This window comes from Chitinilyticum piscinae, assembly GCF_015223195.1.
GTDB lineage: Bacteria > Pseudomonadota > Gammaproteobacteria > Burkholderiales > Chitinibacteraceae > Chitinilyticum > Chitinilyticum piscinae.
The window spans coordinates 657048-669456 of the sequence record NZ_JADFUA010000001.1 but is presented as its reverse complement, the minus strand read 5'-3'; the positions used below and the strand labels follow the sequence as shown (position 1 = coordinate 669456).

Genomic DNA, 12409 nt, shown 5'->3' with positions numbered 1-12409 from the left:
GCACGAGCCACAATCAGGGTTGATGCCCCACGGCTGCTGCGGTTTTTTTAGTTAGAATAGCGCCATTCTGTTCGGAACTGATTACATGAGCGCACTGGATGTTGTAATTCTGGCGGCCGGGAAAGGCACCCGGATGTATTCCGCACTGCCAAAAGTGCTGCACCGCATCGCCGGCAAGCCGCTGCTGGGTCACGTCATCGACACCGCACGCCAGCTGGCACCGCGCCAGCTCACCGTCGTTTACGGCTTTGGTGGCGAAACCGTACTGGAATGCTTCGCCGGCCAGCATGATCTGGCCTGGGCGCTGCAGGCCGAGCAGCTCGGCACCGGCCACGCGCTGGCGCAGGCACTGCCGCATCTTGCCGGCGAAACCACGCTGATGCTCTACGGCGATGTGCCACTCACCCGGCTGGCCACGTTGCAGCAACTGCTGGCAGCCAGTGCCGGCGGCAAACTCGGCATCCTGACTGACATTCTGGACGACGCCACCGGTTACGGCCGCATTGTGCGCAACGCACAAGGTTTTGTGACACACATCGTCGAGCAGAAGGATGCGACACCGGAAGAAGCGGCCATCCGCGAAATGAATACCGGCATTCTGGCGCTGCCCACCGCAAGGCTCGCCGGCTGGCTGTCAGAACTGAAAAACGACAACGCACAGGGCGAGTATTACGCCACCGACCTGATCGCGCTGGCCGTGCGGGACGGCATCGAGATTGCCACCGTGCACCCGCAGGATCACTGGGAAGCCGAAGGGATCAACAACAAGCTGCAGCTCGCCGCGCTGGAACGCATTCATCAACGCAATCAGGCCGAGGCGCTGCTGAAAGCCGGCGTGACGCTGCTCGACCCTGCACGCTTTGACCTGCGAGGTTCGCTGACCCATGGCAAGGATGTGAGCATCGACGTCAATTGCGTGTTCGAAGGACAGGTCGAACTGGGGCACAACGTGAGCATCGGAGCCAACTGCGTACTGAAAAACGTGCGCATCGCCGACCACGCGGCCATCCATGCCTTCAGCCACCTCGAAGACGCCAGTGTCGGTGCTGGCAGCCTGATCGGCCCTTATGCCCGTCTGCGGCCTGGCGCCGAGCTGGCCGAAGGTGTGCACATCGGCAACTTTGTCGAGGTGAAAAAGGCGCAGATCGGTGTAGGCAGCAAGGTCAATCATCTCAGCTACATCGGCGACGCGCAGATCGGCAGCGACTGCAATATCGGTGCCGGCACCATCACCTGCAACTATGATGGCGTGAACAAATTCCGCACGATCATTGGCGACCAGGTCTTTGTCGGCTCGAACAACTCGCTGGTTGCCCCGGTCACCCTTGGCGACGGCGCAACCACGGGCGCCGGCTCGGTGATCAGCAAGGACGCCCCGGCGGGCCAACTCACCGTCGCGAGGGCCAGACAGACGACCCTGCCCGGCTGGCAGCGGCCGGTAAAGCAGGAAAAATAGCCTCAGCATCAGCCCCGCATTGCGGGGCTGTCATTTTGCCAAGCGGAGAAAACGATGAAACAGTGGTTGCTGGCTCTGATACTGTTCGGCGCGGCCAGTCTGGCTGGCGCCGCCCCGTGGCAATACCGTGGCGAAGCCGTAGCGGTGCTGATTGATGTGCGCACTCCCGAAGAATTTGCCGCCGGACACATCGATGACGCGATCAACATCCCGCTGGACCGCATTGTCAGTGGCGTTACCGAGCTCAGAGGCCTTGGCAAGGACAGCCGCATCCTGTTGTACTGCCGCAGTGGGCGCCGCTCGGCCGAAGCGGCCTTGCGACTCAATGCCGCCGGCTACCGGCAGATCCTTGATGGCGGCGCGATGACCACACTGCAGAGCCAGCTGCAACGCCAAGCCCATCCCTAGCACCGGCTTGAGGTATGCTTGCAGCTGACGTGGCATCCCGCCACACCGCTCAAGGATGCCCGCATGAACCAGCCAGTTGCTCCCGCCCTATCCGAGGCCGATATCGATCGTCTCGACCAGTTCCTTGCCCGCCATGCCGATCAGGACGGCCTGGATGTATCGATGCTGCATGGCTATCTGACCGCCATCCAGCTCTCGCCGGTGCAGCTGCACCCGCGTGACTGGATGCCGCGCATCAGCGGTCCGGATGCCGCTCCGAAATTCGAATCGCAGGCCGAATCCGAACAGATCACCGCGCTGATCATGGCGTACTACAACGAGATCGCCAGCGCCCTGCGTTCCGCTGAACCCGTCGATGCCTTCGATCCGGTGCTGTATTTCGATGATGACGGCAAGCCCGATTGCAGCGGCTGGAGCCTCGGCTTCGTGATCGGCATGCACCTGTTCGCCCAGGATGTGTGGCTGCCGTACTTCGAGCGCGAAGACACCGCCACGCTGCTGAGCCTGATGATGGCACTGGCCGGCCCGGAATCGACCGCTGAACTGCAAAAGCAGATGCCGGCAGAAGTGAATGTGCACGAAGCCATTGCCGCCGAGCTGGCGATTTTCGTGGTCGAACTGCAGCAGCGCATCCAGGCCATCGAAGCTGAACGCCAGGCGGGAAAGCAGCCCTGATACCCAGGCATGGATGCCTCCGCATCCATTTATGCATATTGCCTGCAAGGCAATACCCGAACAGCCCGCAAGCGCGGGCTGTGGTCTTTCAGAGCAGCCCTTCTTCCTGCAGCGCACGCTGCACTGCCGGCCGCAGGGCAATGCGCGCCTGGAAGGCCTGCAGCACCGGATATGGCGACAGGTCGATTTTCAGGTAATCGCACCAGCCCAGCAGGGTAAACAGATAGCCGTCCGCTACCGTAAACTCGCGCAGCAGATAGTCGTGCCGCCCGAGCTCCTGCTCCAGAATGCCAAAACGCTGTGCCAGCCGTTGCAGCAGCAGCGTCTTGCTCTTGTCCGGGACTTCAGCACTGAAAAACGGCCCGAGTGACTGGTGGATTTCGCTGGCGAGGAAATTCAGCCACGCCTGCAGGCGATAGCGCGCCAGCGTGCCATTGGGTGGCGCCAGATGTTTTTCCGGCACCAGATCGGCCAGATACTGCACGATGGCCGCACCTTCAGTGAGGATTTCGCCGGTCGGCAATTCCAGTGCCGGCACGCAACCCAGGGGATTCACCGTGTAGAAGTCGCGCCCGTCTTCGGTACGATGGCTGACGAAATCGACCCGCTCCAGCGTGTACTCGAGTCCGGTTTCAGCCAGGGCAATGTGCACCGACAGCGAGCTGGCTCCGGGGAAATAGTAGAGTTTCATCCGTCCGACCTCTTCAGCAGCATGATCCAGTGACTGTGTGCCACCCGCTCCGGAAATGCAAGTGCCCGCCGATTGTCAGACTGCCGAATCTGCGTAACACTGAGGTATCCATCCCGGGGCGCCCCATGCAACTGCATCGCATCCAGATCGCCAATTTCCGCGGTATCAGCCAGATCGATCTGACGCTGGATGAGGATGCCACGGCGCTGTTCGGCGAGAACAACTGGGGCAAGACCAGCCTGGTGGTTGCACTGTCACGCTGTCTGGGTAGCGAAGTGCGCGAACACGGGCTATTCGGGCTGGACGATTTTCACCGGGTGGCCAACAACCGCGCCAGCATCGCCAAGCGCCTGCATGTCACGCTGTGGTTCCGCCTGCGCGCCACCGAATCCTGGCTCGACCCGCGGCTGGCCGCGCTGGGCTGGCAGGATGCCGAGGGAAATGCGCTGCTGGGGCTGCGCTTTGCCGCCGAGCGCTTTGGTCACGGCGAATGCCGCAGCCGCCGCAGCTTTGTCGGCGAGGATGGCAGCGAAATTCTGCCGGCTGACGGCAACACCCTCATCGACGCCGTCATCCGCCTGCATCCGGCCTTGCGCTTCAAGGACATGATGCTGACCGATTGGCTGGAGCACCCACGACTGGCGACCAACCCGCCGGTCGCCGCGCCCGAGCTGCCCGCCAATGACGCGGTGCGTGCCGTGTTCGAGCGCATTCTCAATCTGCCGCACCAGCTGCACCCGCAGGAACTCGGCCAGGGGCTGGCGGCCATGCAGCGGCTGCTTGGCGAACACCGCCAGCTGCTGGGCGAGCGCCCACCCGACCAGCGCACCGCGGAAGATATCGCGGCAGCACCGCTGTCCTTTCGCAGCGAAGACAGCCTGATCGAGCTGGCGCAGCGCTCGGGTTCCGGCTTGCGTCGGGTCGCACTGCTGATGCTGCTGGGCGGGCTGCTGGCTGCGCGTGGCGAACACCCGCTGGCGGACGATGCCGAGCCCATTCTGGTGATGGAAGACCCCGAAACCCACCTGCATCCGATCCAGCTGGCACTGATGTGGGGCTTGATCGAACAGCTGCCGCTGCAAAAGCTGGTCACCACCAACAGTGGCGAACTGCTGGCCAGTTTTCCGCAGCAGGCCCTGCGCCGGCTGGTTCGTCAGCCGGCGCATATCGAGGTCTACCAGTTGGCCGCCACCGCCCTGTCGCTGGCCGACGCGCGCAAGGTTGCGTTCCACATCCGCAGCAACCGCGCCAGCAGCATGTTTGCCCGGGTCTGGCTGCTGGTCGAGGGCGAAACCGAATTCTGGCTGCTGCCGGAGCTGGCGCGCATCGCCGGCGTCAACTTTGCCACCGAGGGCATCCGCTGCGTCGAATTCGCCCAGACCGGGCTGGCTCCGCTAATCAAATTCGCCGATCACCTCGGCATCCGCTGGCATGTGCTCTGCGATGGTGACGACGCCGGCCAGAAATACCTGCAGCGCAGTCAGGCCCAGCTGCGCGGACGCGAGCAGGCACGTCACATCACCGCGCTACCCAGCCGCGATATTGAGCATTTCTTGTGGGATGAAGGTTACGCCGACGTGTTCCGCGCGGCAATCACCCCGAAAACCAACGGCAACCCCTGGCACGATGCGGCGCTGGCGCGACAGGAGCCGCCACCGGATGAGGAAGTGATCAACCGGGCACTGCGCTATCACAGCAAGCCCGGCATGGCACTGGAAATCGCCGAGGCCGCCGAGATCAAGGGGCGCGAGGCCATTCCGGCATTGTTGCTGCAGCTGTTTGCCACCGTACAACATCTTGCTGCGGATGCCACCTAGTTGCCAGCTGGGTATATCAATGCAGACCATGTCAGAAAAAGGCTGTTGGGTTATACCTAGCCCTGTAATGCTTGCAGCAACTCCTGCTGGGTGTGGCACTGCCCCAGTGCGGCGCGCAGCCGGTTGTACGCCGCCGCCGCCTCATCCGGATACTTCCCCAGTGGCACCAGATTGTGGTGCTGCCAGCCCGCCGCCTTCAGTGCAGTGGTACGGAATTTGTTGTGGTCCTTGCTCTCGCCGGGCAACTGCAGCAAGGCATGGTCGATCTGCACATGCGGCCATGGCGTACGAGACAAGGTAGTGAAATGCTGGGGAAGGACTTCATCGAACTGCATGGCGGACTCCGGCAAGGGCAGACACGGCCAGTTACCGGGAGGAACAGACCATGGTGGTGCTTCCGTTATGGCAAACCTTACACAGACTTCAACCCGCATCGCGATAAATGGCTGCGGATTATCTATAGTTAGCGCATCGCCAGCCGCGAGTCATCCATGATGCATGCCCGTTTGCTGCTTGCCGTCTGCCTGCTGCCACTGCTCGCCCACGCAGCCCCCACCCTGCGACTGGTCTCCGATCCCTGGTGCCCGGTCGCCTGCCGCGCCGGCAGTGACAAGCCGGGCTATCTGGTCGAACTGGCCCGAGCCGTATTCGAGCCGGCGGGCTACCGGGTCGACTATCAGGAAGTACCCTTCGCGCGCGCCGAACTGATGATCAACCGGGGTGAAGCTGACGGTTTCATCGGCGTACTGCGCCTGCCCAAACGCAGCAGCTGGGCTTTCCCCGCCACACCGCAAGCCATCTCGCGCGTGTGCTTCTATACCCGCCCGGACAGCCGCTGGAGCTACCGCAACAGCATGTCCAGCAGCGAGCTGCCCAGCGTCGGCTCGATCAAGGACTACAGCTACGGCCAGGAAATCGATGCCAAACTGGCGGACAGCAAGGCAGATGCGCTATCCGGGGTCGACGGGCTGGAACGCAATCTGCGCAAGCTGGCTGGCCACCGGATTGATGCCATCGTCGAATACGAGCTGGTCGTGCAATACCAGCAGCATCTTAACCGCACGCCCTTGCGCAATGCCGGTTGCAGCCAGCAGGCCGACGAGCTGTATCTGGCCTTCTCGCCCAAACGCCACGATGGTGCGCAACTGGCTCAGCAACTGGAAGCCGGCATTGTCCGGCTGCGCCAGACTGGCCAGCTCGCACGTATTCTGCAGAAATACGGGCTGCAGGACTGGGCCGCTAACGCGCCAGCTCGCCCTGCGCGCTAAGCGACCAATTCTGGTTATCGCGCACCGTGAGCGCCACCTTGCTGCCGGCAAAAGCCAGCCGATACAACCAGCGCATGCTGCCTTCCGGATACTGGGTTTCCAGTTCCAGAGTCTGTTCGTCCACCCAGCGCCCCCGCAGCGCCAGCCGGGTTGCCCGGCCGAAGTAGTGATCGTCCTGCAGGCGGAACCGCCCATCCATGCCGACCTGCCAGCTGCGAGTCCCGCCCGCCCAGTCGACTTCCCAAAGCAGGCTGCCGGGATCGGCCGGGTTCTGCTTCAGGCGGAATGCCCGGATGCCGGCCGGCTCTGCGGGCAAGCGGTAAAGGCGATCCCGCCATTTCGCCCCCCGTGCAGGCTCGGGCAGCTGGCTTGCCGGCTCCGAGGCCAGCCGGCGCATCAGCGCGCCCAGGCGGGCCTGTGCCGGCAGATTCTCCGGCAGCGCCTGCTCGCGCTCGATGGCGGCAAACAGCAGGCTGGCGACATCCGGCATGATCTGGTCTTCGGGGAATTTGGCGGTAATCACGGCCACGACTTGCCTGCCCGGCTCGACAACAATGAACTGCCCGTGCCGGCCATTGGCCAAAAACTGCGTTCGTTCGCGGTTAATCCAGAAACCGCGGCGGTAGCCTAGGCCGCCATACGCCGGCAACACCTCCTGCAGCAGGCGGCCTGTCCAGCCTTCCGGCAGCACCCGCTCACCATTCAGCACGCCATCACTCAGCCAGAATTGCCCCATGCGTGCCATATCCTGCGGGGCCAGAAATAGCCCCGCTTCACCCTGGGCCTGCCCCTGCGGATTGCGCCACCAGTAGTAATCGGCAATACCCAGCGGCGCAAACAGCAGGCGTCCAGCGACCGCATCCAGTGGCTCCCCCCAGCGCTGCGCGAGAAGATCAGCCAGCAGATTCATATTCCCGCCGTTGTAGCTGAATGCCTCACCGGGCGCGGCCTCCATCGGCAGGGCCAGCACAAAACCCGTGGGATCGCTGCTGGCCAGCATGCGCGCCAGGCTGGAATCCGGCCGGTAGCCGGCTTCATCCCATTCCAGCCCCGAGCGCATATCGGCCAACTGCCCCAGTGTGATTGCCTGCTTGCGGGGATCGGGCTGACCTAGCGGCTTTCCCGGAAAGAACCCGAGGAGTTTATCGCCAAGCGCCTTTATTTTATTAGCCTGTAGCGCCATACCCAGCAGGGTAGTCGTGTGACTCTTGGTCACCGAACGCAGGTCATGCAGCATCCCCGGGGCAAACGGATACACATACGCATCCAGCACCACCCGGCCACGGCGCATCAGCAGTACGCTATCCACCGGCCAGCCCGCACGCTCGATGGCCTGCAGGGCATCGGCCAGCTTCTCGGAGCTGATGCCCTCGCTTTCCGGCGTGGCAACCGGCAAGGGTGCCGCCACCCCCAGCATGGCAAATAACAACAGGGCAAACCCCAAACAACAGTGGCGCATGCGGCACTCCTCCTGCACCGCATTATCCACGGGGAATCCCTGCTGCGTTGTCCTGCCTTGCGCTTGTGGCGCGCTCAGAAGGCAAAGGCGTAGATGAACATGACCCCCAGATCGAGCAGCATGGCCAGCAACACCAGATACAGCGCATTGAATACCCAGTGCTGCTCCGGCGGAATGGCATGGCGGCAAGCCAGCGAGAAAATCAGATCGGTCACCCCGTTGGCATCGCTGTTGAACCGGGCAACCAGCAAGCGCGGATCGTTGAAATGCTGCTCGCGCAGGACCCGCTCGTTTTCCAGCTCGAAATCCGGGTAATAGTGATGCACCAACTGGCGCGCACGATGGAACAGCTCGGCATACGCCAGCCCCAGTACCGCCATGATCAGCAGCAATAGCAGTGTCATGATCCAGCCCTCCTTCCGGGCGCTCAGCCGTCGTCATCATGTTAAGCTAGCCCTTCACTCGCTGAAAGGAAACACCATGCGCACGCAGCTGTTGCTGATCGACCCGCAATACGACTTCTGCGATTTGCCCGGCGCGGCGCTGCCGGTGGCCGGCGCCAATGCCGACCTGCAGCGGGTAGCACAACTAATAGCCCGGCTGGGCGACCGGCTCGACGCGATTCACGTCACGCTCGACACCCACCAACCGCTCGACATCGCCCACCCGGTCTGGTGGCGTGATGCGGCGGGCAACGCACCTGCGCCATTCACCGTCATCACCGCGAATGAGGTGCACGCCGGCATCTGGCAGGCGCGCGATCCGGCGCAGCGGGCGGCGAGCATGGCCTATGTCGACGCGCTGGCCACCAGCGGCAAATACCAGCTCGTCATCTGGCCCGAGCACTGTCTCGCCGGCAGCCCCGGCCACGCCGTGCAGCCGGACGTGCTCGCCGCGCTGCACAACTGGAGCCGCAGCCAGCTCAAGACGGTGAATTTCGTCAGCAAGGGCATGAATCCGCGTACCGAGCATTACTCGGCCATCCAGGCCGAAGTGCCCGACCCGCAGGACGCCACTACGCGGCCCGACGCCGGCTGGCTGGCCCAGCTGGCGCAGGCCGACACGCTGCTGATCGCCGGCGAAGCGCTGTCGCACTGCGTCGCCAGCACCGTGCGCGACCTTGCCGCGCAACTGCCGGATCGCATTGAGCGCTTCGTGCTGCTGACGGACTGCAGCAGCCCGGTGCCGGGTTTTGAAGCACTGGGCGAGGCGTTTGTGACTGAGCTGACAGCACAGGGTATGCGCCTGTCCAGCACAGCGAATTTTTAGCGGAATACTGGTTTATATCGTGAAGCCTTCATGCTGGAGATGATGGCAACAAAGCCTCCACTGGTGTAATCCAAGGCATGCTCAAAGCGCGTGTCACTGCCCATCGCAGCCCCCCAGCGACAAGAAGACAGGCGGTGATTTATCCGAAACGTAAGTAAATGCTAATATCATGGCTGTGACCCAATTCACAGTTCTGAGCAATGGCAAACTTCTACGCACTCAATACCGCATTCGACTACACCAAGTACACGTTTCCGACGTCGCAGCCCATCCGCACGCAGACTGGTTGCTCGTCCTTCACCCTGGGTACCGCCGGGAGCACCCAGACGATGCAGGTCAGCGGCTGCGGCCTGCGCGACAGTAATGGTGACAAGGTACTCGACAGCGGCCTTCTGGGGCATGCCATTGCCTATACCGGCAGCCAGCAGCTCTTTGCCTTCACTGGGATCAATAAGCAAGTCTTCAATGCCGCCAAATTGGGCTATGTCGTGGATGGCAAAACCGTGTATGGCGCCCTTGCACAACAGGCCTACTGGCTCAGTGGCAATGACAATCTGACCGGCTCAATGAACAACGACCGGCTGGCCGGATTTGCCGGGAACGACCGGCTCTTTGGCTGGTATGGTGATGATCGGCTGGAAGGCGGGGCTGGCAATGATGAGCTGATTGGCGGCATGGGCAATGACACCTTGTACGGCGGTAGTGGCGCCGACCGCTTTGTCTTCGATTGCAATTTCGGTACCGACCGGATCGCCGACTTTCTCAGTGGTAGTGACAAGCTGGTCTTCGACGACTCCGCGCTTCGCGGAATTGGCGATGGTGATGGACTGCTGGACGGCGGCTTGCTGCGCAATGCGTCGGGTGGCTTTCATGCCAGCGCCGAACTGGTGGTCTTCAGCCGCAACATCAGTGGCGAGATCACCAGTCAGTCGGCTGCGGCAACCATAGGCAGCGCCAGCGAAGCATTTGCCTTCCGCGATCAGCGCATTTTTGCGGTGGATAATGGCACGCAAACCAATGTCTACCTGTTCCGCTCCACGGATTCGGACGCCATGGTGGAAAGCCACGAGCTCGCACTAATCGGTACCGTAAATGGACAGACCAGCCTCGGTGACTATCTGTTCCAGCAATAGCCCGACACCATCAGCCTTATGCACCGGCCCGCTTTCCTGCTTTGCCGGACAAATTGCAACAATCGAAGCAGAGCAGCCCGCATAGGGACGATTAACGCAGCGTAATCGTACGCATGCCGCACCAGCGCAAATCACAAAGGGAAAGCATGGCTGATTAGTGCCGTGCCCTTGTTCCCGGTGCCGCATGGGTTTTCACCGTCAATCTGCTTGCAGCGCGATCACCGTGACCTGCTGGTGCATGACATCGACACGCTGCGGCGGACTGTCCGGCTGGTACGCCAACGGCATCCCTTTCACATCGACTCCTGGGGCGTGCTGCCAGAGCACCGGCACGCCGTGCTGACGCTGACATCTGGCAACGGCACTTCCGGGAACACCTGATCCGTCATGCAGCGGATTACCAGTGGCATGGGGATTATGTGCACGTCAATCCGCTCAAGGACGACCTCGTCACTCATGTCGTCGATTGAGCGTATTCGACGTTTCACCCTGCGGTTGCGGCCGGAATGTACCGGCATACTGGTAAGGCGATGGTCATGTGAACGATTGCGCTACGCTAGCCCTAGCTGCGCGGGCTGGTCATAGTTGTCCGCGAGAGACTGCCGTCGTCTTTCTCCACACGCAGATACACATTTGCAAATCGATGACGGCATGCCTACACTTTTTTGACATGAATCAAACAACTGGAGGCACCATGAAATATCTGACTTTGCCACTTGTCGCCGTTCTGTGCAGTATCTCGAGTTACTCAGCCGCCTTCGGGGCGATTGCGATCGATCAAAACGATTCATCCAACGCCCCGGCTTACGGCTTTTCGATCAATCAACCCTCGCGCCAAATTGCACAGCAAGTAGCCGTAGATTATTGCCGCCAATATGGGAGCAATTGCAAGGCAATTGTCTGGTTCGAAACCTGCGGCGCATATGCTAATTCAAGTCGCCATTACGGCTACGGCTATGGTGCCACCAAGGCCAAAGCCAGCGCCGATGCACTAAGCATGTGTGGCTCTAATAGCTGCAGAATTGTAGTCGCAGAGTGCCAAGGTCAGTAACAGCCGATACGCGTAAAAACATGGCATCTTTCGAAACATGCCAGTACTAGACAATTAGTCCGCGTAGGTACGATTAGCGCAGCATAATCTGACGGATGCCAAACCAACACCGGGCAGCAAGGCAAACCATGCCTGATTAGCGCCGTGCCCTTGTTCCCGGTGGCGCATGGGTTTTCACCGTCAATCCGCTGCAGCGCGATCACATTGACCGGCTGGTGCATGGCATCGACACGCTGCAGCGGATTATCCGGCAGGTACGCCAACGGCATCCCTTTCACATTGATGCCTGGGTCGTGCTGCCTCAACACCTGCACGCGGTGCTGACGCCGCCGCCCGGTGATGCCGACTTCAGCCGGAGCTGGCGGTTGAGCAAACGCGGCTTTGCCAAAGCGCAGCCGCGCACCGAGCGCCGCTCGGCGGCACGCCAGCGCTACGGCGAACGCGGCATCTGGCAGCGGCATTTCTGGGAACACCTGATCCGTGATGAAGCGGATTACCAACGGCATGTGGATTAGTGCACGTCAATCCACTCAAGCACGGCCTCGTCACCCGCGTCGCGGATTGGCCGTATTCGACCTTTCACCGTGCCGTGGCGGCCGGGATTTATCCGGCTGACTGGTGTGGCGATGTGACGGCAGTGGTCGGTGGCGGCGATTGACATGCGTACGATTACGCTGCGCTAATCGTACCTACGCGGGCTGCTGCCATCGCGCTTTAAATCGCTACCACCCGCGCGGCAGATTTTCTATATTTATGTATAAGACTGACACCATGAACGCCCTAAAAATAGTAAGTGCGCTGAGCAAATTCTACTCGCGAGATTTCCAGGCTGAAGACGAAGAACAGGCCGAAAACCTTCGAATTAAAGAAATGATATTCGAGCAATTGGAAGCGGCAATTTTATCAAATGACTCCAGGGAAATTGCCGACCTGACTGCATTGATTCTAGAAAATACCGGCTGTGTGGAAGATATTGAGATCGTCGAAAAATTATCCGAACGGCTCGTACAAAAAGGACTTGTTCTGCCGGAAGCCCTCAAGAATTTCTTGCACGACTCAGCGTGCAACCGCTGGCTTTAAAGCAAGTGTAGGTACGATTAGCGCAGCGTAATCGGACGCATGCGCGACCTCCTCCAGCCTCCTCCCCGCTGGCGCATACTCTCCTAACCCCACCACGCCCGT

General features: G+C 61.3%; 16 protein-coding genes. 12 read left to right on the top strand and 4 right to left on the bottom strand.

The window, feature by feature from the left end; genetic code table 11:
- Nucleotides 1-85: 85 nt before the first annotated feature.
- The 3 genes from glmU (at nt 86) to INR99_RS03050 (ending at nt 2539) form a co-directional block, all read left to right on the top strand.
- A complete protein-coding gene (gene glmU, locus INR99_RS03060; protein ID WP_194114809.1) occupies nt 86-1456 on the top strand; it encodes a bifunctional UDP-N-acetylglucosamine diphosphorylase/glucosamine-1-phosphate N-acetyltransferase GlmU in 1371 nt (456 codons plus the stop codon).
- Nucleotides 1457-1510: 54 nt separating this feature from the next.
- Entirely contained in the window at nt 1511-1864 is a 354-nt protein-coding gene (locus tag INR99_RS03055; protein WP_194114808.1) for a rhodanese-like domain-containing protein, read from the top strand.
- Between the two features lie 63 nt (nt 1865-1927).
- Nucleotides 1928-2539, top strand: coding sequence for a UPF0149 family protein (locus INR99_RS03050; protein WP_194114807.1), 612 nt, complete (start codon nt 1928-1930; stop codon nt 2537-2539).
- Nucleotides 2540-2627: 88 nt separating this feature from the next.
- Here INR99_RS03050 and gstA read toward each other — a convergent pair whose 3' ends face one another.
- Nucleotides 2628-3230: a glutathione transferase GstA gene (gstA, locus tag INR99_RS03045; protein ID WP_194114806.1), complete on the bottom strand. Its 603-nt coding sequence runs from the start codon at nt 3228-3230 to the stop codon at nt 2628-2630.
- Nucleotides 3231-3355: 125 nt separating this feature from the next.
- Here gstA and INR99_RS03040 point away from each other — a divergent pair, with 125 nt between their 5' ends.
- Nucleotides 3356-5047 (top strand): DUF2813 domain-containing protein, encoded by a 1692-nt coding sequence (locus INR99_RS03040; protein WP_194114805.1) that lies wholly within the window; start codon nt 3356-3358, stop codon nt 5045-5047.
- Between the two features lie 56 nt (nt 5048-5103).
- Here INR99_RS03040 and INR99_RS03035 read toward each other — a convergent pair whose 3' ends face one another.
- Nucleotides 5104-5382, bottom strand: a complete 279-nt coding sequence (locus INR99_RS03035) for a hypothetical protein (protein WP_194114804.1) — start codon at nt 5380-5382, stop codon at nt 5104-5106.
- A gap of 156 nt (nt 5383-5538) precedes the next feature.
- Here INR99_RS03035 and INR99_RS03030 point away from each other — a divergent pair, with 156 nt between their 5' ends.
- A complete protein-coding gene (locus INR99_RS03030; RefSeq protein WP_194114803.1) occupies nt 5539-6315 on the top strand; it encodes a substrate-binding periplasmic protein in 777 nt (258 codons plus the stop codon).
- Here the strand turns inward: INR99_RS03030 and INR99_RS03025 are convergent.
- A complete protein-coding gene (locus INR99_RS03025) occupies nt 6287-7774 on the bottom strand; it encodes a serine hydrolase domain-containing protein (RefSeq protein ID WP_194114802.1) in 1488 nt (495 codons plus the stop codon). The genes INR99_RS03030 and INR99_RS03025 overlap by 29 nt on opposite strands.
- A 74-nt stretch (nt 7775-7848) precedes the next feature.
- On the bottom strand, nt 7849-8178 hold the full coding sequence (locus INR99_RS03020) for a hypothetical protein (RefSeq protein WP_194114801.1): 330 nt from the start codon (nt 8176-8178) through the stop codon (nt 7849-7851).
- 76 nt (nt 8179-8254) lie between these two features.
- Between INR99_RS03020 and INR99_RS03015 the strand changes: the two genes are divergently transcribed.
- From INR99_RS03015 to INR99_RS02990, 7 genes are all read left to right on the top strand, one after another.
- Entirely contained in the window at nt 8255-9043 is a 789-nt protein-coding gene (locus tag INR99_RS03015; protein ID WP_194114800.1) for a cysteine hydrolase family protein, read from the top strand.
- Nucleotides 9044-9243: 200 nt separating this feature from the next.
- Nucleotides 9244-10176, top strand: a complete 933-nt coding sequence (locus INR99_RS03010) for a calcium-binding protein (protein WP_194114799.1) — start codon at nt 9244-9246, stop codon at nt 10174-10176.
- A gap of 162 nt (nt 10177-10338) precedes the next feature.
- Entirely contained in the window at nt 10339-10557 is a 219-nt protein-coding gene (locus tag INR99_RS17295; protein ID WP_228098041.1) for a hypothetical protein, read from the top strand.
- A gap of 313 nt (nt 10558-10870) precedes the next feature.
- The gene (locus tag INR99_RS03000; protein WP_194114798.1) at nt 10871-11227 is read left to right on the top strand and encodes a DUF4189 domain-containing protein; all 357 of its coding nucleotides are present in this window, start codon (nt 10871-10873) and stop codon (nt 11225-11227) included.
- A 188-nt stretch (nt 11228-11415) separates the two neighbouring features.
- Nucleotides 11416-11742 (top strand): REP-associated tyrosine transposase, encoded by a 327-nt coding sequence (locus INR99_RS17290; protein ID WP_444542132.1) that lies wholly within the window; start codon nt 11416-11418, stop codon nt 11740-11742.
- The gene (locus tag INR99_RS17285) at nt 11742-11885 is read left to right on the top strand and encodes a hypothetical protein (protein WP_228098039.1); all 144 of its coding nucleotides are present in this window, start codon (nt 11742-11744) and stop codon (nt 11883-11885) included. Before INR99_RS17290 ends, INR99_RS17285 begins: the two co-directional genes overlap by 1 nt.
- A 113-nt stretch (nt 11886-11998) precedes the next feature.
- Nucleotides 11999-12307: a hypothetical protein gene (locus INR99_RS02990; protein WP_194114797.1), complete on the top strand. Its 309-nt coding sequence runs from the start codon at nt 11999-12001 to the stop codon at nt 12305-12307.
- Nucleotides 12308-12409 lie beyond the last annotated feature (102 nt).

Bases quoted from the DNA above. Each gene is read 5' to 3' on its own strand.
- INR99_RS03035 (WP_194114804.1), bottom strand. From the start codon at position 5,382: ATGCAGTTCGATGAAGTCCTTCCCCAGCATTTCACTACCTTGTCTCGT.
- gstA (WP_194114806.1), bottom strand. From the start codon at position 3,230: ATGAAACTCTACTATTTCCCCGGAGCCAGCTCGCTGTCGGTGCACATT.
- INR99_RS03020 (WP_194114801.1), bottom strand. From the start codon at position 8,178: ATGACACTGCTATTGCTGCTGATCATGGCGGTACTGGGGCTGGCGTAT.
- INR99_RS03040 (WP_194114805.1), top strand. From the start codon at position 3,356: ATGCAACTGCATCGCATCCAGATCGCCAATTTCCGCGGTATCAGCCAG.
- INR99_RS03000 (WP_194114798.1), top strand. From the start codon at position 10,871: ATGAAATATCTGACTTTGCCACTTGTCGCCGTTCTGTGCAGTATCTCG.
- INR99_RS03025 (WP_194114802.1), bottom strand. From the start codon at position 7,774: ATGCGCCACTGTTGTTTGGGGTTTGCCCTGTTGTTATTTGCCATGCTG.
- INR99_RS03015 (WP_194114800.1), top strand. From the start codon at position 8,255: ATGCGCACGCAGCTGTTGCTGATCGACCCGCAATACGACTTCTGCGAT.
- INR99_RS02990 (WP_194114797.1), top strand. From the start codon at position 11,999: ATGAACGCCCTAAAAATAGTAAGTGCGCTGAGCAAATTCTACTCGCGA.
- INR99_RS03010 (WP_194114799.1), top strand. From the start codon at position 9,244: ATGGCAAACTTCTACGCACTCAATACCGCATTCGACTACACCAAGTAC.
- glmU (WP_194114809.1), top strand. From the start codon at position 86: ATGAGCGCACTGGATGTTGTAATTCTGGCGGCCGGGAAAGGCACCCGG.
- INR99_RS03055 (WP_194114808.1), top strand. From the start codon at position 1,511: ATGAAACAGTGGTTGCTGGCTCTGATACTGTTCGGCGCGGCCAGTCTG.
- INR99_RS03050 (WP_194114807.1), top strand. From the start codon at position 1,928: ATGAACCAGCCAGTTGCTCCCGCCCTATCCGAGGCCGATATCGATCGT.
- INR99_RS03030 (WP_194114803.1), top strand. From the start codon at position 5,539: ATGATGCATGCCCGTTTGCTGCTTGCCGTCTGCCTGCTGCCACTGCTC.